This window comes from Flagellimonas beolgyonensis (assembly GCF_003992615.1).
GTDB lineage: Bacteria > Bacteroidota > Bacteroidia > Flavobacteriales > Flavobacteriaceae > Flagellimonas > Flagellimonas beolgyonensis.
Genome location: NZ_RZMY01000015.1, coordinates 115461 through 137382 on the forward strand (window position 1 = coordinate 115461; position 21922 = coordinate 137382).

The window sequence follows — 21922 nt, forward strand, 5'->3', positions numbered from 1 at the left end:
TTGGTTAAGGGTTGTTCGTTGTTGGTCATCCAAATGATTCTGATGAACCAGCAACTATAAACCATCAACTTTTTAAAAGTACCCTTGTTGTTTACGTTTCTCCATGGCTGCTTCCGAACGCTTGTCATCGATTCGGGCCCCTCTTTCCGAAATTTTGGAATTCCGGATTTCTGCCACGACCTTATCAATGGTATCGGCATGGGATTCCACCGCAGCGGTACAGCTCATGTCGCCTACGGTTCGGAATCGCACCATTCGCTCTTGCACTTGTTCATCATCTGCCCGGAAGACCACATCATCCTCGGCAGACCAAATAAGGCCATCGCGTAGGAAGGTATTTCTTTTGTGGGCAAAATAGATGGAGGGTATTTCAATGTTTTCCTTTTGGATATAGCTCCATACATCCAACTCGGTCCAGTTGCTGATCGGGAACACCCGTACATTTTGGCCCAATTCAATTTGGCCGTTCAACATATCGAACAATTCCGGGCGTTGGTTCTTTTCGTCCCACTGGCCAAAATCGTCACGCACGGAAAATATGCGCTCCTTAGCCCTTGCTTTTTCCTCGTCCCTTCGGGCACCACCGATACAGGCATCAAACTTGAATTCTTCAATGGCGTCCAATAGGGTTGTGGTCTGCAACATATTCCTACTGGCATATTTACCGGTTTCTTCCACAACCTTTCCCTGATCGATGGAATCTTGAACATTGCGAACAATAAGTTCCACGCCCAATTCTTCCACCAATCTATCCCTAAATTCAATGGTTTCCGGGAAATTGTGCCCGGTATCGATATGCATCAACGGAAAAGGAATCTTGGCGGGCCAAAACGCCTTTTGGGCCAATCGAACCAAGGTGATGGAATCCTTTCCCCCGGAAAACAGCAGAACCGGACGTTCAAACTGTGCAGCCACCTCCCGGATAATATAAATAGCCTCATGCTCCAAGGCGTTGGCCTTTGGCCTATCCAAAAAATATTGGATGTCTTTCGACTGTATTTCTTCTGTAAGTGTATTCAAATCTTTATCTGTATTTATACTTCACAACTTTGCTCGAAGTATCCATTCTTACTTAATCTTTTATTAGCTATGCAAGCCACATTCCCTGTTCGCCAAAACTTTTGTTGGGTCGAAATATTTGTGTTCGTTGGGCAGGTTGCGCAGTTTTAGATAGGCATCGAGTTGGGTGTCGCTCCAATGATAGAACGGGCTCACTTTTAGCACACCTTCCTTACTCATACTCAACACATCCAATGAATCGCGATGGGCAGTTTGTCCTTTACGTAGGTTTGTAAACCAAACATCGGGTTTGTGCTCTGCCATGGCCCTTTTAAAGGGTTCCAATTTCACTTGCTCCGTAAATTCGGCATGTTGGGGATCATCAATTTGTGGAATGCCCATTACGGCATCGCGATGTGCGGATGTTTGCTTGGGCACATACAATTTGATGTTTAAGCCCAAACGCTGAATCAATTCCTCTGCATGCTTATAGGTTTGGGGGGTATTGTACCCTGTATCGCACCAAATTACGGGAATGTTGTTGTCCACTTCGGTCACCGCATGCAAAATGGCCACCTCATACGGTCTAAAATTGGTGGTAACCACCGGTTTCTTGCCATGTCCAATGGCCCAAGAAATGATTTCTTCCGGCGGAATGCCCTTGAACTGTCTATTTAGATTTTGTATTTCTTCCTGTGTCAAAGCCATATCTCATTGTATTATTTACCCCACTTGATGGAGTTCCAAATGCGTTCATGAAAAAAATAAAGGACCATTTTGGTCACCAGTTCCACCAAACCAATAGAGAAAGCAAGGGACAAGGTTCCTGTCACGATCCAAGAAATAATAATGGTATCAATCGTTCCCACAATGCGCCAGCTAACGGATTTGGCGATGCTCCTTTTTGGACTTTCAGAAACAACATCCTTGGCGTACGTGGCCTGCTCCTTATTGTTTTTTACAAGTATCTGTTCGGTAATCATCCGTTAATTTATTATCCTATCATTTTACTAGGGTTTTCAAAAATAGAATTAAATTTTAGAATGAAAACTAAAATATCCTTAAAAAATACTTTTAACCTATAGTTTTAGTAGATTATCGAAAATAAATGAGTGATTTTAAGATATCAGCAATGGTTTTTAAGAAAACTTGGGGATCTAAATCAAAGCAAATCGGCCAACGTATTGTTCCGGTACACCTCCAAGGCACTATCCCGTACCTGAAGCATTAGTTTGTGGACCGAACAGGAGTCCTCATCCGGACAATCGTCGCACTTCTCATAAAAATTAAGGCTAACACAAGGCACCATGGCTATCGGTCCTTCCAAAACACGCATAACCGTGGTCATATGAATTTCCTTGGGTTCTTTGATCAGGTAATAACCTCCGCCCTTCCCTTTCTTGGACCCCAAAAATCCATTTCTGCGCAGGGTAAGAAGGATGCTTTCCAAAAATTTTTGGGAAATGTTCTCATGCTTGGCTATTTCGGCAATTTGAACAGGCTCCTTACCCTCTGCCCTAGCGAGGTAGGTTAGTGCTTTAAGGCCGTATTTTGTTTTCTTGGAGAGCATTTCACGAATATAGCGAAATTAAACAATCCCCAATTGAAAATATCCCAAGGTGGTTTACTACTCCAATGCCTGTTCGATATCGGCAATGATATCGTCGATGTGCTCCAAGCCAACCGAAATGCGAACCATACCATCGGTAATGCCCACTGCCTCCCTTTCTTCTTTGGTGAGTTTACTATGAGTGGTCGATGCTGGGTGGGTCACAATACTTCGGGAATCGCCCAAATTGGCCGAAAGCGACAACAGTTCAATATGGTCAAAAAACTGTCGTCCCGCATCAAGTCCACCTTTTACCCCAAAGGCCACTACACAGCCACCGGCCTTCATCTGCTTTTTGGCAATTTCGTATTGGGGATGGGATTTCAAGAACGGATATTTCACCCATTCAATTTTATCATGCCCCTCCAAGAAAGTAGCCAATTTCAAGGCATTTTCACAATGCCTATCCACACGCACGGCCAAGGTTTCCAAACTTCTGGACAAGACCCAGGCATTGAAAGGGGACAACGCGGGACCTGTAATCCTTGAAAAACGATAGACCTTGTCCATCAACGCATTACTTCCCACTGTAATACCAGCCAACACCCTTCCTTGGCCGTCCATCAATTTGGTTCCGGAATGGATTACCAAATCGGCTCCAAACTTTATGGGTTGTTGCAAATAAGGTGTTGCAAAACAATTGTCCACAATAAAAATGAGCCCATGCTTTTTGGCAATGGCACCCAATGCTTCCAAATCCAACACCTCAACGCCAGGATTGGTGGGCGATTCAGCATAAATGATCTTGGTATTTGGTGTAATCAATCCTTCAATGGAATCGAGATCCTGGGCATCAAAATAACTTGTGGAGATATTCCATTTGGGAAAAAAATTGGTAAACAAGGTATGGGTGGATCCAAAAATGCTTTTGGATGAAATCACATGATCGCCCGAATCCAACAAAGCTGCCAAGGTAGAAAAAACAGCAGCCATGCCCGAAGCATAGGCAAAGCCATTTTCGGCACCTTCCATTTTGCATACCTTATCGATAAACTCCGAGGAGTTGGGATTGGAATAGCGGGAATAGATGTTCCTGTCCTTTTCTTCGGCAAAGGAGGCCCTCATGTCCTCAGCATCCTCAAAAACAAAACTCGAGGTCAAATAAATAGGACTGGAGTGTTCCAAATTCTGGCTTCGCTCCATTTGGGTCCGTATCGCTTCTGTTTCAAATTTTTTGTTGCTCATCTTCTTTTTTTTTGGTGGCTGAGCGTAGTCGAAGCCACTTTACTTTTCCACAATGTAGTTGATTGTTGGATGGCTTCGACTACGCTCAGCCACCTTTGTTTTTCTCCTTAAAATATCTATAATTAGAACTGTTCATGTATTCAGCCAAATTCGGTAAAGCTTCCAATTCCCCATTGATAAGGGCCTCCTTCTTTGCTCTCGACCAACTTTGAATTTGTTTCTCCCTTTCAAATGCCGTTGCTATGTTCAAATATTCTTCCACATATAATAATTCAACTGGCAATCTTTTTTTGGTATGATTGGCGCCCCTACCATCTTGATGTTCCTTAATTCGTTTGTCCAATGCTATGGTACTACCGGTATAACAGCCACCATCAGAACATTTCAATATGTAAACATAACCTTTCACAACCTAATTAATGTGGCTTCGACTACGCTCAGCCACCAAATAATCCAAAAACGGTAGCTGAGCGAAGTCGAAGCTATATCTTTTCAGCTATTCGTAATATATCACCGAAAACACCGCGCGCCGTAACGGCCGCTCCAGCTCCTGCCCCTTGAATCACCAATGGATGTTCCCCATACGATTCGGTATAGATTTCTATGATGGAATCGGAGCCCTTCACCTGACCCAGGGCGCTTTCCTTTGGAACCGAAACCAACTTCACCTCCAAAATTCCTTTGTCCTGTTGCAGGTCGCCATGCAAATCCCCCACATACCGAAGCACGTGTCCCGGTTTTTGATTTTTCTTGATGTCCTTATAAATGTTGTCCATTTCCACAATCCTGCCCATAAAATCATTAAAATCCAGTGTCTGTAAACCCTCAGGAATCAGATTTTGGATGTTGATATCGGCAAATTCGTTCTGTAAATCGAGTTCACGGGCCAATATCAACAACTTCCTACCAACATCATTGCCCGATAGATCTTCCCTTGGGTCGGGTTCAGTATATCCATTGGCCATGGCCTCCTTTACAATGTCCGAAAAGTTGGCCTCCTTCTCTGAAAAGGTATTGAAAATATAACTTAAAGATCCTGAGAAAACCCCTTTTATACGGGTGATGTTCTCCCCAGAAAGGTGCAACAACTTTATAGTATCGATCAATGGCAACCCTGCCCCCACGTTGGTTTCGTAGAGGTATTGTTTTTGATTGTCATCCAAACATTTTCTAATGGACTTGTATTTCTCAAAACTAAGGGTATTGGCTATTTTATTGGAGGAAACCAAATCAAAGCCTTTTTTGATCAAGGGTTCATATTGCTCCACAAAAGTGCTGCTTGCCGTATTGTCCACAGCAATCAAGTTTTCCAAATGATGCTTTTGTGCAAAGGCCATAATGTCTTCCAACTGGTAGGGTTTGCCTTCTTTTTCCAATCGCTTTTTCCAATCGGAGCCAATGCCAGAAGCATCCAATAATACCTTTCTGGAGTTGGCCACGGCAAATACCCTCAGGTCGATTCCTTTTCGTTCTTCGATGCTCTTTTCGGAACCCAAAATTTGTTCGATCAACGTGCCGCCCACATTTCCATGACCGAACAGCGCCAAATTGATACGTTTGGCGATTCCAAAAATCTGCCCGTGCACCACATTCACCGCTTTGGTAAGATCGGATTTTTTAACCACCATACTCACGTTCTTTCCGGTCACCGTATTGTTAAAAAGCAACGGAATCACCTGGTTTTTGGCCAAAGCATTGAACGGTTTGTGGAAACTGCTCAAATCCATGCCCACAATGGAAATCACGGACACATCCTTTACCACGGTGATCTGGTTGATGTCCTGGCTGGAATAATCGGTCTCAAACTCAATATCCAATACTTTTTTGGCCTTATCGGCAAGGGATGCATCCACCACCAAACCAATGCCCCGTTCCGATGATCCCTGGGAAACAATGCCCACACTTATCCCGTTCTGACCCAAGGCACGGAATATCCGCATGTCCACACCAACCTTGCCCAACAGTCCCCTACCTTCTAGGTTGATGAGGGCCATATTGTCCAACACCGACAGGGATTTGATGCCTCCATTGTCTGTTTTCGGTCCAATCAACGTGCCTTCATTGTCATCATTGAAGGTGTTGCAGATACGTAGTGGAATGTTCTTTTCAATCAGTGGAATGATGGTTTTGGCATGCAAAATATTGGCACCAAAATTGGCCAACTCGTTGGCCTCACTGTATGATATAACATCGATTAATTTGGCATCCTTCACCAATTCCGGATTGGCCGTGAAAATGCCATCCACGTGGGTATAGTTCACCAACTCCCCTGCATCCAAAAAGTTGGCCAAGAGTGCCGCGGAATAGTTACTACCGTTCCTGCCCAAAGTAGTGGTGGCCCCTTCCCTACTGGACCCGATAAAACCTGTGACCACTGCAATGGTGTTTGGCTCCAGGTTGTGGAAATAGCGAATCACATTCTCCTTGGAGGCACTTTGGTCTACTTCAGCATTGCTGAAAGTGTCGTCGGTCTTGATCAATTTTCTGGAATCGAACAATTTCACCTTCAATCCATTGGCATTGAGCAAGGAGGTGATCACTTTGGCGGAAATCAATTCCCCAAAGGCCAAAATTTCATCCTTGGTCTTCAGGCTGTAATCGCCAGTAAGGGACACCCCGTTCAGGATTCGTTCGATGGTCTGGAGTTCAGCATCAATATCGACGCCCTTAAAATTATTTTTTTGATAGGCTGCAAACGCTTCCAAAGCTGATTTGAAATCTTCTCCCGAGGCAGCCAAATCCAGAAGGTTTTCGAGATCATCCGTTGCATTACCCCTGGCGGAGACCACCACAGCAAAATGTTCTTTTTTATCGGCCCTGTTTTTGATAATCTTCAGAACCCTTTCCAATCCTTCCCCATTGGCTAAAGACTTACCGCCAAACTTGAGAATTTTGATGCGTTCGGTATCTGCTTGACTTTTAAAGACCGACTGCAGCAACTTTTCCAATTGCTCAAACTCCATTAAAAAGGCATCGTGGCCATGAAGCGACTGGACCTCACCATAGGTGACGTTGGTATTGGCCTGTGCCAATCGTTTAAAGGTTTCCTTATTTTCCTCTGCGGTAAAAAACAAGTCGGAATTGACCCCTATGATATGAATTTTGGTATCGCTGTCCTGTAAAGCTTGAAAAGCCTCTTCTCCGTTTCGGGTAATATCGATGGACTTCAACAATTGGTTCATCAACTTATAGGCGGACAGTTGAAAGCGCTCCTGCAATTTTTTGCCATGGTGCATCAGCCAGCTTTCCACATTGAAGACCTGCAATTCTTCGTTCGTACTCCGCTTGAACCGTTCCTTGAAGGATTCCGGAGTTCGATAACAGAGCATGGCATGCATACGTGCATCGTGCACCGGTTGCTTGGAATTGACCAAAAACTGTTCTTGGATCTGGCAGTTTGCAATCAACCAGTCCGTGGATTTCCAATCGGAGGCCACAGGAATGAGGTGTTCGGTAATTCTCGGGTTGAAGGCTGCCATTTCCCAGGCAATGCCACCTCCCAATGAGCCACCAATGATGGCAAACAGTCGGTCTATCTTCAACTGTTCCAATCCCAAAAGAAAGATTCGGGCGATATCCCCTGCCACAAAATCCTTGTAGTTTTCAATTACAAAACCATCATAACCGTTACCCGGAATGTTAAAGGAGAGTACGGTATACGTTTGGGTATCGATGCATTTTCCGTCCCCGATCAAATCGGACCACCAACCTTGTTCCCCGGCCACGTTGGAGTTGCCGGTCAATGCATGGTTCACCAATACAATGGGTGCGGTGTGTAAGGGCTGGCCAAATAATTGATAGGACAGTTTCAAATCCTGCTCGGTTCCATTGATCGTTTTAAAATGCTGTATGTCCAAATGCCTTAATTCCATAATGCAATATGTGACCTTGAAGGTCAATAAATAATAAAAATTGGGTTATAAGAAAGTGGGGCAGAGACTACCGGGTTGCGTTATCTATTCCCAATGGGATAGAATGTAGCACCTTCTTGACAAAAGGGGTCAAGGGTTGCTAAGGCTTCAAAGGGTCTATTCCCTCCACCTTTCTTGATAACTTTCAATACGTGTGTGAACTTCGTTGGACAAAGATACTGATGGAAAAATGGAATTTCCTAATCTTTTGGGATTTTTTCACAATCCCCTTAAAAATACTTTGCCTACAAACAGTTTACTACTTCAACACCGTAAACTCAATATTTGAATCGGTGAAAACGGTATGGGTCTGTGTTTTGAAATCGGATTCGTCCGCTTTAAAGATGTTGTCCACATAGGTCTGCGGGTTCATATCAATCAAGGGGAACCATGTACTCTGCACCTGAATCTGCAATTTGTGGCCTTTTTTGATCGTATGGAACACATCCTGAAGTTTGATGTCCACATCGGTCTTTTGGTTGGGCACAAAGGGCTCAGGGTCAGAAAAACTGTTTCGGAACCTGCCCCGCAATACTTCGCTGCGTACCATTAAATGATAGTTGCTCATTTTGAGGTGATCCTGCATTTCTTCGTTGGTCTCGGCATCGGCCGGATGCACATCGATTACCTTAACGATCCAATCGGCTGCGGTACCCGTGGTGGCCACCTTTAAATGGGCCATAATATCACCGGCCAACGTAAAGTCTTTGTCCATCACCTCGGTCTCAAATACCAAAACATCGGAACGTCGTGCGGCAAAACGCTGATCGTCGGTCATGTACTTTCTTGGAGTGAAAACGGTCTTCACATCTTCGGAATACGGAACGGGTTTTTTCACATCACTGATAAACTGAATGCCTTCGGTTCCTTTTTGGTCCAAAGTAAGTTCCTGGTCTTCGGAAAGGTATAGGGTCTGTTTCACGGCATTCTGAGGAGGCCAGGTATCGTACATTTTCCATTCTTTTTTGCCCGTATCGAATACATAGGCTTCGGGCAATCCGGAATCCATACTACCATCTCCTTTGAGGAAATGGTTGAAAAATTTGGTCTCTATTTTTTCCTGGAAAAACAACGAAATAGAATCTCCAAAATAGTAGTTGCCCACTACATTTCGTTCCCGGTCACGGGCCCACCCCCCGTGATCCCAAGGGCCGAACACCATGGTGTTGTAATTGCCTTCGTTGTATTTTTCAATGTTCTTGTAGGTTTCCAGCGGCCCGTACAGGTCTTCCGCATCGAACCAACCACCCACGATCATGGTAGCCACACTGCTTTTTACATCTTTCAAATGTTGGATCAACCCCTTGCTTTGCCAATGTTCATCATAATTGGGATGCTCTTTCAACTCATTCCAGAAAAAATCATCGGTGACCCCTTCGGGGCGCATGGTCGGGGTATCGGCCGTTTCGTATTCAAAAAAGTGGTCCAAATTCTTCAATGGGCCGTTGTCCAAAAAGAACTGGTATTGATCTTGGGTCGGCAATTCCGGAAGGACATACCAAGCTGTATCAACAGGCTGGTCTCCGTTGGGCCTAGGGGTACCAAACAAACTGGTAGCGCGGAAATAACTCAACAAATAGGCACCGTTATGGTGGAAATCATCAAAAAAGAAATCGCCGATACATGCCTGGGGCGAAGCAGCTTTTAAAGCTGGGTGCGCATCCACCGTAGCGTAGGTGGCATAGTATCCGGGATAGGAAATTCCCCAAATTCCCACATTGCCATTGTTGTTCTCCACATTGTTCACCAACCACTCAATGGTATCGTAAGTATCCGAGCTTTCATCTACTTGATCATTGGACGTTTTGTTGGGAATATAGGCCCGCATGTTTTCATAATGGCCTTCACTCATCCACCTGCCCCGAACATCTTGATAAACGATGATGTTCCCCTCTTTCATCAAATGTTCGTTGGGTCCAATTTTGGTCCTCATATTGCCTTCGCCATAAGGTCTGGAGCTATAGGGCGTCCGCTGCATAATGATGGGATATTTTTTCGAGGTATCCTTTGGCGAATAGATTGTGGTATGCAATGTAACGCCGTCCCGCATTTCAATGTCAACTTCCTTTTTGGTATAATGGTCCACCACGTAGGTGTCGACCACTTCGGTTTCTGTTTTGACGGTTTTTTTGCAGCTTACTGCCAACACCATAAAACCAAGACTAAACAATAGGATTTTGACCGAACTTCTCATGGATTGAATTTTTTGATTCCCTAAAGCTACTAAAGATCATGGGAGTATCCCAACAAAAAAAGGGAGTCCTTGTTAGACTCCCTTCTTCCCAATTGTAATTCAGTATTATAGCCCGAAAGCTTCCTTTACCTTGTCCACCATGTCCAATTTTTCCCAGGTGAACAACTCCACTTCCTTCTCGATTCTTCCGTTGTAGGGCGACTCGAAAATCTTGGTCACCGTTTGGGGCTGTTTACCCAAATGGCCATAGGCCGCTGTTTCCAGATAGATCGGATTGCGGAGTTTTAAACGTTCTTCAATGGCAAAGGGGCGCATATCGAACAATTCGGATGCTTTTTTGGCAATGGCTCCATCGCTCAGACCTACTTTTGAGGTGCCGTACGTATCAACATAAATAGAGGTGGGCTCCACTACTCCGATGGCATAGCTTACCTGTACCAACATCTCATCGGCCACACCAGCGGCCACCAAATTTTTGGCAATGTGTCGTGCTGCATAGGCCGCACTTCGGTCCACCTTGCTAGGGTCTTTTCCACTAAAGGCTCCACCACCGTGGGCACCTTTGCCCCCATAGGTATCCACAATGATCTTACGACCTGTCAAGCCGGTATCGCCATGCGGACCTCCGATCACAAACTTTCCGGTGGGGTTGATGTGGTATTTAATATGGTCGGTAAACAATTTTTGAATGTTCTCCGGCAACAATTTCTTGACTTCTGGAATCAATATATTGATGATATCCGCCTTGATCTTGGCCAACATGTTGGCGTCAGTGTCAAATTCATCGTGCTGGGTAGAAACCACTATGGTATCGATGCGCTGTGGCACATTGTCATCGGAATATTCAATGGTCACCTGGGCCTTGGCATCGGGTCTTAGGTAGGGAATTCGGGTTCCCTCCCTTCTCAAAACAGCCAATTGCTGAAGAATCTTGTGTGAAATATCCAAGGCCAACGGCATGTAGTTTTCGGTCTCCTTGGTGGCATAACCGAACATCATCCCTTGATCCCCGGCACCTTGCTCTTCCTTACTGCCGCGATCTACCCCTTGGTTGATATCTTGTGATTGTTCGTGGATCAATGAAATCACCCCACAGGAATCCCCACTGAACTTGTATTCGCCCTTGGTATAGCCTATGTTGTTGATCACTTCGCGAGCAATGCTCTGTAAATCCACATAGGTGTGACTTTTCACCTCTCCGGCCAATACCACTTGCCCAGTGGTCACCAAAGTCTCGCAGGCCACTTTGCTCTCGGGATCAAAAGCCAAAAAATTGTCCAATAGGGCGTCGCTGATCTGATCGGCAATCTTATCTGGGTGTCCTTCGCTTACGGACTCGGACGTAAATAAATATGACATTGTACTAATTTAAGCGAGAAGGATTTGACGGAGAATGGACCGGGAAATGGCCAACTGCTTTAGCATTTTTTAATGAGGTTGCAATCAGTCAAATCCTTCCTCGGTTCGCGGAGCAAAATTATGGGAAAACCTTTTATTTCCAAAAAGATTTCCAAAAACTTAAAACTACAGCTCATACTTTATTTTGAATACCACGTATCGGGGCTGCACCCTATAGGCCGAAGTACTAAAAAAGAGATCATTGTAATTGTCCCGATTCAAGTCTTGATTATTGGCAATATTGGTAGCGTTGATGCTGTATTCCCATTTGCTGTCCGTTTTTTGATAAGACAAGCTTGCGTTTAAAAAACCATATTTGTTTTCAATACTGCCCGCTTTGTCCCTGTAATAGTAGTGATTGTAGTCGGCCAAAAAGATGAAATTTTTCAAGAGGACCATATCCATTTTCACAAAGGGCCTATCCGTATAAAACGTGGAGGAAGCGGTTCCTGTCCTGTACTGATTGATTGCATAGCGGTAGCCCATTTCCACATTTGGGGCATTCGCAAAACTGGTTCCCACCGAAGCCGAATATTCCTGCGTGAAAGAGGTGGATTTTCGAGGAGCATCGTTCACCACGTTGTTGGTAATGGTTTGGGACAGCACGGCACCACTTGTTATTTTAACCTTGCCAAAGGTGCGTTGGAAATTTCCGGTTGCGTTCAGGGTTTCATCCTCTAGGTCGGAATTGATCGTGGTATTGACCTGATTAATACCGGCAATGGACGTGTTGCTCTTGAAAGCATCCACCCGTTTGCTATAGCTCAATTGGGCAAAAATGTTTTGCATATTGAACATGCTGAAACTAAAAAAATTTAGGGATAGATTATGGTACAGTGCACTTTCAAGGTTTCGATTGCCCTGGTACAGTGAATTGTAATTGTTGAACACATAGCCCCGAGCCAAATTGGTGATATTGGTAAAACCGCGGTCAATATTGTAATTGAAACGGAGGCTCTCCGATCTTTTCATTTGGAAGTTCACAAAAAAGTCGGGCACCAAATTGAAGCGTTTGTCCTGCACCGTGGTCCCCAATTGCTGATTGGTCGCAACATAATTATGAATGTGAAAACCGGGGTTGAAGGTAAATTTTCCGGTCACCATTTTGTAGTGCAGGCCCATGAACACATCAGAGAAACCAAAATCAACGGTGTTGTTCAACTCATCCGAATCGAAATCCAGGTTGGAGCCATTGTCCAGGATCTGAAAAATCCCGGAATTGAACTTTTGTCCGCTCTGTAGGGTTCCCAAAGTGAAATTGAGGTTGCTCTTGGGACCTGTCACCCAAAAATAGTTGAGCTTCAAATCTAATCGGTTGGTGATCACACGTTGCTCTTGGTTCACATTGAACCTATTTTGGTTCTCATCCAAAGGCACAAGGCCCACAAAAGGTTGTTGTTCCCGAATGGCCTGATAAAAGGGATTTTCGTTGGCATACTCGTATTGGGTCTCCAAGGCAAAAATATGCTTCTCGTTTAGGGTGTAGTAAAGGTTCGAATTTTGTCTGATACTGCTTGGGGTCTGCTCCCGGTTTTGAACAATATTGTCGGTAACATCAGAAACGGAAAGGGTGTTCACCGCCTCGGTCTCATCAGACATTTTCAACAGCACATCGTGGTTCCATTGCAAACGTTGCGAGGGTTTATAGTTTGAAGAAAACTTGACCAATCCCAAGTGCGAAATTTGATCCGTGTTGGTACTGGCCGTTTCCGTTTGGTTGCTTACAATATAGGTTTTGCGGGCCTCCGTTTCCATCAGGGTATTGGTATAGGAATAAATTCCGAAACCGCTCAAGCGCCATGTACTGGTGGGCTTATAGCCAAAATTTACCGCGCCGAATCCCGTATTGATCTCCTTGGCGCGATTGTTCTGCAAAAGGGTAAGTCCCAGACCACCAGAGCCCGTATTAAAATTTGTGCCCGTACCTCTGGTTGCCCCGCCAAAACCTCCGGTAAAGTTCCAGTAATCCATTGTGGTAAAGGGTACCTCACCAATGTTGTTCAGATCGGTCAACACATTTAAACTAAACTCGGGACTATAATAAAACAATTTGGGGTGGGCCACATAGCGTTCATCAAGACCCGCTCCCCCTGTTATTTCACCAAACCAAAACTTCTTTTTGCCTTCCTTCAGTTTTATGTTCAGGGCAATATTGTCCTGATTGTTGGTGACCCCACTCAACTGGGACACTTCGCTGTAGTTTCGGAGTACTTCTACCTTATCCAGGGCATTGGCCGGGATATTTTTGGAAGCCAGTTTGGAATCGCCATCAAAAAAATCTTCCCCTTCCACCATTACTTTGGACACCTTCTTGCCCTCTACCTTGATTTCACCCTGGTCGTTGACTTCAATACCGGGCAACTTGCTAAGTACATCTGCCAATTTCCGTTCGGTGCCGCTTACAAAGGAATCGGTATCATAAACAATGGTATCCCCTTTTATGGAAATTGGAATGTCGTACACTACCTCTACCCCTTCCAGATTGGCAATTTGGGGCTCCAACACCACATCTTGAACCATATCCGCTTCTTTGGTCTGCAAGGACAGCTCCTTGGTCACAAAACCAAGGTAGCTCACTTTTAAAATATAGTTGCTATTGGCCTTGACCTTGATACTATACCGACCATTATCATCGGTAATACCAAACCCATCCAAGGCTTGGTTTTCTTGGTTGATTACGACAACGTTTGCTACATCCAATGGTTGTTGGAGTGTATCCCTAACCGTACCCGTAAGTGTTAACTGTTGGGCAAATACCCTTCCATTGCCTCCCCAAAAAAGGCAGACAAACAGTATCCAGAACAATACCCTTCGCATTAACCCTTAATTTCAATACTGATGGATTGACCATCTTTTCTGTGGCTATTGGATTGCCACCTTTCTTGCATTTCCTCCATTTTCTTGGCCAAGATCTCATCATACTCTGCCTGAGATACTTTTTTGCCCTTTGATGGCGGCTCCACGGCTTCCTTTTTATCGGGATTAAGAATGAGCTTACTGCAAAGAATAGCTGTTCTTTCGGTGGTCACTTCCAAAATCAAACCCGGTAGACCCCAGTACGGGCCAGGACCCTGACTGATGGGAATTTCCGGCGTATACCAAGCGGTAATGAGCTGGTCCTTCGGTTTTTCTATGCGGGAAAGCAAAGAGTTGTTTGCAGTGGAATCCTGCGCAACACTATCTTTGCCCATTTCGTTGTCCTGGTTATTGTCAAGTCTTTTTAAGCGCCTAACCAAGGTCGTATCCGGTTTTTTTATGGCGGTTGCCTTATAACAAGTATAATTCCCAATCTTCTTGGTTTCTGAAGTCAACTTCCATTCCCAAGGTTGTAAACTGTCCTTCACCAAAAATAACTTCCCGAACATATCGGTCTCGTTCACATAGGTCTGGGTTTGGACGTTCTTATAATATTTTCCCTGACCGCTTCCGGCAATTACCATGGTAAACCCACTTTGGGTCGCCCCTGGGGTTCCCAAACGCTCTTCCTCTTGGTATATGGAACCGGAACGATCGAAGGTAAGCTCAAAAGACTTTTCCATGCTTTTTTTCATGCTTTCCATGATCTGTTCCCTTTGGGCATCGGAAATGCCTTGGCCATCCAACTTAATGTCCATTGATGTTTTACTTTGGTAAATGGCCTTACCTTGAAAATCTTGGGCCATCAATGGCGCCACTAAAAACAATAATACCCATGTTATTTGTGCTTTCATCATCTTTGATTTTTGGTTTGTCCAAATATCATTTTTTAAGCTGCATGGTAGTGTTAACCAGTGTTAACGAGTGTTAACCGATTGGTTTTACCATATTTAAGCACGTAATTTGGCGTATGGGAAAGTTCAATTACCGATGGATGGTCTATCTGATTGCCACTGTAATCTTGGCCACCATCTGCATTCAGGTATATTGGAACTACAACAACTATTTGGTCAACAAACAGCAACTCATCAACGAAGTACAAATAGGATTGGACAATGCGGTGAATTCCTATTATGAAAACTTGGCCCAGCGCAATACCGTTGCAGTTGCTTTGAATTCTGAGGGCACCAGGGATTTTTTGAAAGGCGATGGGGAGTTCGACAGTTTGATGCATCGGATCGATATTTCCAGTAAGGGTATTCGCGGGTTGGATTCGCTCACCAGGGACAGCACCAAAAAATTTACGGTAATCAGGGGTGTTGCCTCGGATTCTTTGCCCATTTTTCAGGTACCAACATCAAGAGATCATAGCCGATTCAGAAGAGGCTGGACCATTGACTCCCTTGCCGAAAATGACACTCTTAGACCCTTGAATTTTGAATTGTTGACCTCCAAAGTCATCATATCCATAACCCAAGACACCCTCGAGTTGGGCAGTTTGGACACCTTGCTCGCCAATGAGCTGCACCGTAAAAACATTGAAATGCCTTACGGATTGGTATTTCGTCCCGAAAATGGGGAAACCAAGGAACTCCATTCAGAAGTTGTACAAAGCGCAGCCCTATCCACCACCTCGAAATCCAGTTTTTTGCCCAGGGCCAGTACCTTGGAGGTGTTTTTTCCCGATGTGCAGGCCATTGTATTACAACGTATCCTTGGTGGCATACTGCTATCCACCCTATTGGTACTTGCCGTAATCGGCTCGTTGTTCTACCTATTGGCCACCATAAAAAGACAAAAACAATTGGCCGAGCTTAAAAATGATTTTATATCCAACATAACCCATGAGTTCAAAACACCCATTGCCACCATACATGCGGCTCTCGAAGGGATTACCGGTTTTGATGTACTCAACAATCCTGAAAAGGCCAAATCCTATATTGGCATATCGCAAGACCAATTGGCCAAATTGGACCATATGGTGGAAAAACTGCTCGAAACCGCATCTTTTGACCAGCAGGGGCCGATATTGAACAAAAAACGGGTGGACCTTGTACCCATTTTAGCGCAATTGGTGGAAAGGCACCAACTGAATACCGAAAAGAGTATTGCATTTAAGTCCGAGGTAAAAGAGGCCTTTGCCACCATTGATGCCCTGCTTTTGGAGAATGCCATCAACAATGTACTGGATAATGCCGTTAAGTATGGGGGCGATACCATTGAGGTTGTTCTGAACGCCACCGCTTCGTCCTTGGAAATCATCGTGGAGGACAATGGCACTTCGCTTTCTCCTGCGGACAAAGACGCCATTTTTGAAAAATTCCATCGGGTTCCCAAAGGGAATGTTCATGATGTGAAGGGCTATGGCATAGGCCTGTACCACACTAAAAAGATAGTCACCTCCCATGGCGGACAGGTCACCTTGCAACTGGGCAAGCACAAAACCTCCTTTAAAATTTCCATACCCCATGCCTGAGCCCATTACCATACTTTTGGCGGAAGATGAACCATCATTGGGTCTCATCATAAAGGAAAGTCTGGAAACACGGGACTTCAACATTCTTTTGTGCAAAAATGGCCAAGAAGCCCTTGCCGTTTTTCAAAACGAAAAACCACAATTGTTGGTGTTGGATGTGATGATGCCCATGAAAGATGGATTTACCCTGGCCAAAGAAATAAGGGCAATGGACCAAAACATCCCTATTATTTTCCTAACGGCCAAAACCCAGACACAAGATGTAGTGGAAGGGTTTTCCATAGGTGGAAACGATTATCTGAAAAAACCTTTCAGCATGGAAGAGCTCATCGCCCGCATACACAATCTTTTGCGGAGCGCTTCCCAAACAACATCCGGCCCGGTATCCATTGGCAATTACCAATTCGATTTTACAAGGCAAACATTACAATACAAAACCGAGGAAAAAGTGCAGCTCACCCATCGTGAAGCACACTTGTTGCAATTATTGGTGCAGCAGAGCAATACGTTGGTGGAGCGATCGGAAATATTGAAAAAGTTGTGGGGAACGGATGATTTTTTTAACGGGAGAAGTATGGACGTATTTATTACCAAACTCCGCAAGAAGTTGCAAAAAGACCCTTCCGTTGAGATCATCAATGTACGTGGTTTTGGATATAAATTGGTTTTCGATTAGGGTTTTAGGCGCACGACAAAACAAACGTTCCTTTTATCCAATTCCTTTTTCACATCCCGTAATACTTTGTATATTGCGGCGATTAGAAATCCCCTGATCAACAAACACCAACTTAAAACACAATCACCCTATGCATATTGCGGTAGCTGGAAACATTGGCGCTGGAAAAACCACTTTAACCAACTTACTTGCAAAACATTACAAGTGGGAAGCCCATTTTGAGGATGTGGTGGACAATCCCTATTTGGATGACTTTTACACCCAAATGGAACGTTGGAGCTTTAACCTGCAAATCTACTTTTTGAACAGCCGGTACCGCCAAATTCTTAAGATCCGAGAAACGGGAAAAAATGTGATCCAGGACCGTACCATTTATGAGGATGCGCACATTTTTGCACCCAACCTGCATGCCATGGGTTTAATGACCAACCGGGATTACGAAAACTACAAAAGCTTGTTCGAATTGATGGAAAGTTTGGTGCAACCACCAGATTTGTTGATCTATTTGCGCAGTTCCATCCCCAATTTGGTCAGTCAGATTCACAAACGCGGGCGGGATTACGAAAACTCCATTTCCATTGATTACCTCAGCCGATTGAACGAGCGTTACGAAGCTTGGGCCAATACCTACGAAAAAGGGAAATTGCTCATTTTTGATGTGGACAACCTCGATTTCGTATCCGATCCCGAGGATTTGGGTACGGTAATCAACCGTATCGATGCCGAGATCCACGGTTTGTTTTAAAAAATTTACGCCAGAAATATGTAATTTGTTCAATATCCTTCTTTTTGAAGAGATATAACTATATTTAATTGTGTTAATCTGGGATGGACCGTAACCCCTCCATCAAAATAGAATCTTAAGAAAGAGAGCATGAACTCAGACATTTTGAAGCTTTACAAGCAACTGGAAAGTATGGAGCAAACCAAGGAAGTGGTTCAATTACAAAAACAAATCAAGGAAACATTGTACCAAAACCTAAGAACACATTTTCTTGAATACACTAGCATTGGGCGAATTATTGGTTATGACGAACTTCAAGAAGAACTAAAGAAAGCCATGGAACTCCTTGAACTTCAGAAATAAAAACAACCAACTGGGGTGAGTTTACCAAATATCTTTTCCAAATCATCCAATGAATAAAACAATGAGAGGGTATTTCCCTCACCCAAACTACCCGTTCCCTCATTATTGCTTTTAAACATTTGATTTTCAAACTAGTTTCGGATTGGGACTATTCCCACAACCAGTAACTACGCCCTTGCGGCCAAAAATTTGAAAATCATGGAAACAAAAAAGAACCCAAAATCCGATCTACGAAAAAACAGCATCCTTTACTTTTTTGTGGGGATGACCGTAGTCCTCTTTGCCACTTGGTTGGCTTTGGAATGGAAAAGTTATAACGAAACCATCGCTTGTGACTTCGGACAACTTGATCCTGATCTACTGCCTGATGAAGAAGCCCCCATTACCATCCAAAAACTGCCCGAACCTCCAAAGCCAAAAATTCAAGCACCACCAATAATTGAAATCGCTCCCGATGATTCGGACTTTGACGAAACTCCAATTGAAGCTAATGAACCAAATCCAGACACAGAAATAGCCGAAGTGGATGATATTGAAGTTGCCGAAGAAGACATTCCAGATACCGTACCCTTCATTTTGATTGAAAATGCACCCATTTTTCCGGGCTGTGAAAATCAGTCCACCGAAAAAGAAAAAAGGGACTGTTTTCAGGAGATGATGCTCAAACACATCAAGAAAAATTTCAACTATCCTGAAATGGCCATGGAAATGGGATTACAAGGAAAGGTAAATGTAATTTTCACTGTGCAAAAAGATGGCAGCATTGGCGATGTTCGTTTGCGAGGTCCGCACGAGAGCTTGGAGAAGGAAGCCGCCCGGATCATCTCTAAATTGCCCAAAATGATTCCTGGTAAACAACGGGGAACCCCAGTGAAAGTACCGTATGCCATTCCGATTACTTTTGTATTGAACTAAAATGGCATCTCGACTGCGATCGATGTGACAACTATTAGCTTTCTCAAGCTCCCAAAGGTCGGTTCGAAATGACAAATTATCGGAACAGTCATTTCGAAATGAGGATTGTAAAGACGATTTAGAAATCTTAATTCTTACATTGAAAAATAAAAAAACCACGCCAATTGGCGTGGTTTTTCCAGCTTTGCAGAAAAGCAAGCGCTAATTCTTTGCCTCAGCACTTTTATATTCTTGGATCTTTTGCTCCAATTCTTCTTTGGTGGCAGCAGTAAACTCTTCGGTTTCTTCCACTACCTCACCATTGTTTGTGGTACTTGAAGTAACCACGGCTTTAAATGTTCCTTCATCGGTATTGCTCACCTCCACACGGATTTGTTTTTCCATGGCTTGGGTGGTTTGCATACCTTCCTCGGTAACATTGATGGTTTTGGTTTCCTCATGCAACATGCCCATTTCATCGGCTGGAGCAAGGCTTACCAAACTTGGCGCGATTACCAAGGCCACCACGGACATCAATTTCAACAAGATGTTCAAAGAAGGACCTGAAGTATCCTTAAAAGGATCTCCAACGGTATCCCCAACAACGGCTGCCTTGTGGGCATCGCTACCTTTTCTTCCTTGGCTTTCAATGGTCTTTTTGGCATTGTCCCATGCACCACCGGCATTGGATTGGAAAATCGCCATCAACACACCTGCTGTGGTTACACCGGCCAATAGACCACCCAACATTTCAGCACCGCCGATAAAACCAACGGCAACAGGAACGGCAATGGCCAACAATCCTGGGAATACCATCTCTTTAATGGACGCCTGGGTTGAAATGGCCACACATTTTTCATATTCGGCCACCCCATCGGCAGCTTCAAAAATTTCCATATCCTCCTTGGTCGCTTTGGAAAGGTCTGAATCGTATTTACGCATTACTTCCAAAGCCGCTTTCAATTGTGGGATTTCCTTAAACTGACGACGCACTTCCTCAATCATGGACATGGCCGCTCTACCCACCGCATTCATGGAAAGGGCCGAGAACACGAACGGCAACATACCACCGATCAACAAACCAGCCATAATATCAGGTTGGGACACATCGATGGATTGTACGCCGGCTGTTTTCATAAACGCGGCAAACAAGGCCAAAGCTGTCAAGGCAGCAGAAGCAATCGCAAATCCTTTTCCGATGGCAGCTGTAGTGTTACCCACCGCATCCAATTTATCGGTGCGCTCACGAACCTCCCTTGGCAACTCGGCCATCTCGGCAATACCACCAGCGTTATCCGAAATAGGACCGTAGGCATCAACCGCCAACTGGATTCCTGTATTCGCCAACATCCCTACGGCAGCGATTGCGATTCCGTAAAGTCCAGCAAAATGATGGGACACCAAGATAGCAGCAGCAATCAAAATAATTGGAATGGCAGTGGACATCATACCCACACCCAAACCTGCAATAATATTTGTAGCAGAACCGGTTTCTGACTGGCGAACAATCGAGTTCACCGGTTTTGTACCTGTTCCGGTATAGTACTCGGTTACTTTACCTACCAAAAGGCCAGCTACCAAACCTGCAATGGTCGCCCAAAAAACACCCATGGCAGAATATTCTTTTCCGCCCTCTACCCAAGAGTCTGGAAGCATTCCGGTAATGATAAAATAAGAGGCTACCAACATGAGTCCAGCAGAACCAAATTCACCAATGTTCAATGCGGTCTGTGGGTTGCCACCATCTTTCACCTTTACAAAGAAGGTTCCAATGATGGACATCACGATTCCCACAGCGGCCAATGCCAAAGGTAAGTATACCGCTCCAAGGCCATCAAAGGAAGCTTGGAATTCGGGAAGGGTTGCAAAAATAGCACCCAATACCATGGTACCGATGATCGATCCCACATAGGATTCAAAAAGGTCGGCACCCATACCGGCCACATCCCCTACGTTGTCACCAACGTTATCGGCAATGGTTGCAGGGTTCAACGGGTGATCTTCTGGGATACCGGCTTCCACCTTACCCACAAGGTCAGCACCAACGTCGGCTGCTTTGGTGTAGATACCACCACCCACACGGGCAAATAGTGCAATGGATGAGGCTCCAAGAGAGAACCCGGAAAGTACGTTAAGCACCTCGGCCAATTCCCAACCTTGTCCGCTGTAAATCATAAAGAGTCCACTCAATCCCAAAACACCAAGGCCCACAACACCAAGACCCATAACGGCTCCACCGGCGAAGGCTACTTCCAAGGCTTTGCCCAAAGACGTTCTAGCCGCCTGTGTGGTTCTAACATTGGCTTTGGTGGCAACTTTCATTCCAATGAAACCTGCCAATGCGGAACAGATGGCCCCTACAACGAAGGAAACGGCCACCATACCGTTGGAACCGGCTTCGTTACTTCCTTTGAAGAACAATAGCACGGCAACGGCCACAACGAATATGCTCAAAATTTTATACTCTGCCTTTAGGAATGACATGGCCCCATCGGCAATATTCTTGGCAATCCTTGCCATTTTTTCGTCTCCAACCTCTTGTTTGGAGATCCATACGTTCTTAATGAAAACGTACAACAGGCCCAGGATACCAAAAACGGGCAAAAACTTTACGATTAAATCCATAGATTGAGTTGT

The 21922-nt window shown here is 44.6% G+C and carries 17 protein-coding genes and 1 riboswitch; of the genes, 5 read left to right on the forward strand and 12 right to left on the reverse strand.

The features are described 5' to 3' along the window. Window positions 1-72 precede the first annotated feature (72 nt). The 11 genes from cysD to EO131_RS10665 form a co-directional block, all read right to left on the reverse strand. Window positions 73-972 (reverse strand): sulfate adenylyltransferase subunit CysD, encoded by a 900-nt coding sequence (gene cysD / locus EO131_RS10615; RefSeq protein WP_127021822.1) that lies wholly within the window; start codon window positions 970-972, stop codon window positions 73-75. A 111-nt stretch (window positions 973-1083) separates the two neighbouring features. Further along, window positions 1084-1707 (reverse strand): phosphoadenosine phosphosulfate reductase domain-containing protein, encoded by a 624-nt coding sequence (locus tag EO131_RS10620; RefSeq protein WP_127021673.1) that lies wholly within the window; start codon window positions 1705-1707, stop codon window positions 1084-1086. An 11-nt stretch (window positions 1708-1718) separates the two neighbouring features. Then, the gene (locus tag EO131_RS10625; protein WP_127021675.1) at window positions 1719-1982 is read right to left on the reverse strand and encodes a DUF2061 domain-containing protein; all 264 of its coding nucleotides are present in this window, start codon (window positions 1980-1982) and stop codon (window positions 1719-1721) included. A gap of 179 nt (window positions 1983-2161) precedes the next feature. Continuing rightward, window positions 2162-2569: an RrF2 family transcriptional regulator gene (locus tag EO131_RS10630; RefSeq protein ID WP_127021677.1), complete on the reverse strand. Its 408-nt coding sequence runs from the start codon at window positions 2567-2569 to the stop codon at window positions 2162-2164. A 57-nt stretch (window positions 2570-2626) separates the two neighbouring features. Continuing rightward, the gene (locus tag EO131_RS10635) at window positions 2627-3793 is read right to left on the reverse strand and encodes a trans-sulfuration enzyme family protein (protein ID WP_127021679.1); all 1167 of its coding nucleotides are present in this window, start codon (window positions 3791-3793) and stop codon (window positions 2627-2629) included. 85 nt (window positions 3794-3878) lie between these two features. Beyond that, window positions 3879-4202, reverse strand: a complete 324-nt coding sequence (locus EO131_RS10640; protein WP_127021681.1) for a GIY-YIG nuclease family protein — start codon at window positions 4200-4202, stop codon at window positions 3879-3881. Between the two features lie 73 nt (window positions 4203-4275). Then, window positions 4276-7665: a bifunctional aspartate kinase/homoserine dehydrogenase I gene (thrA, locus tag EO131_RS10645; protein WP_127021683.1), complete on the reverse strand. Its 3390-nt coding sequence runs from the start codon at window positions 7663-7665 to the stop codon at window positions 4276-4278. A gap of 77 nt (window positions 7666-7742) precedes the next feature. After that, a riboswitch (SAM riboswitch) is annotated at window positions 7743-7849 on the reverse strand. 114 nt (window positions 7850-7963) lie between these two features. Further along, complete coding sequence (locus EO131_RS10650; RefSeq protein WP_206512879.1) at window positions 7964-9898, reverse strand: CocE/NonD family hydrolase; 1935 nt, start codon at window positions 9896-9898, stop codon at window positions 7964-7966. Window positions 9899-10003: 105 nt separating this feature from the next. After that, on the reverse strand, window positions 10004-11257 hold the full coding sequence (gene metK / locus EO131_RS10655; protein WP_127021685.1) for a methionine adenosyltransferase: 1254 nt from the start codon (window positions 11255-11257) through the stop codon (window positions 10004-10006). A 165-nt stretch (window positions 11258-11422) separates the two neighbouring features. Then, window positions 11423-14113: a carboxypeptidase regulatory-like domain-containing protein gene (locus EO131_RS10660; RefSeq protein ID WP_127021687.1), complete on the reverse strand. Its 2691-nt coding sequence runs from the start codon at window positions 14111-14113 to the stop codon at window positions 11423-11425. Further along, a complete protein-coding gene (locus EO131_RS10665; RefSeq protein ID WP_241243831.1) occupies window positions 14113-15009 on the reverse strand; it encodes a GLPGLI family protein in 897 nt (298 codons plus the stop codon). Before EO131_RS10665 ends, EO131_RS10660 begins: the two co-directional genes overlap by 1 nt. Before the next feature lie 113 nt (window positions 15010-15122). Here EO131_RS10665 and EO131_RS10670 point away from each other — a divergent pair, with 113 nt between their 5' ends. The 5 genes from EO131_RS10670 to EO131_RS10690 all read left to right on the forward strand — a co-directional run bounded on the left by EO131_RS10670 (window position 15123) and on the right by EO131_RS10690 (window position 19306). Further along, window positions 15123-16628: a sensor histidine kinase gene (locus tag EO131_RS10670; RefSeq protein ID WP_127021689.1), complete on the forward strand. Its 1506-nt coding sequence runs from the start codon at window positions 15123-15125 to the stop codon at window positions 16626-16628. Beyond that, window positions 16621-17304 (forward strand): response regulator transcription factor, encoded by a 684-nt coding sequence (locus EO131_RS10675; RefSeq protein WP_127021691.1) that lies wholly within the window; start codon window positions 16621-16623, stop codon window positions 17302-17304. The genes EO131_RS10670 and EO131_RS10675 overlap by 8 nt, the downstream gene beginning before the upstream one ends. 130 nt (window positions 17305-17434) lie before the next feature. Beyond that, window positions 17435-18049 (forward strand): deoxynucleoside kinase, encoded by a 615-nt coding sequence (locus tag EO131_RS10680; protein WP_127021693.1) that lies wholly within the window; start codon window positions 17435-17437, stop codon window positions 18047-18049. 129 nt (window positions 18050-18178) lie between these two features. Beyond that, complete coding sequence (locus EO131_RS10685; protein WP_127021695.1) at window positions 18179-18391, forward strand: hypothetical protein; 213 nt, start codon at window positions 18179-18181, stop codon at window positions 18389-18391. Between the two features lie 198 nt (window positions 18392-18589). After that, the gene (locus EO131_RS10690; RefSeq protein ID WP_127021697.1) at window positions 18590-19306 is read left to right on the forward strand and encodes an energy transducer TonB; all 717 of its coding nucleotides are present in this window, start codon (window positions 18590-18592) and stop codon (window positions 19304-19306) included. Between the two features lie 201 nt (window positions 19307-19507). On the opposite strand, the gene EO131_RS10695 is transcribed toward EO131_RS10690, so the two are convergent. Next, window positions 19508-21910, reverse strand: a complete 2403-nt coding sequence (locus tag EO131_RS10695) for a sodium-translocating pyrophosphatase (protein ID WP_127021699.1) — start codon at window positions 21908-21910, stop codon at window positions 19508-19510. Between the last annotated feature and the right edge of the window lie 12 nt (window positions 21911-21922).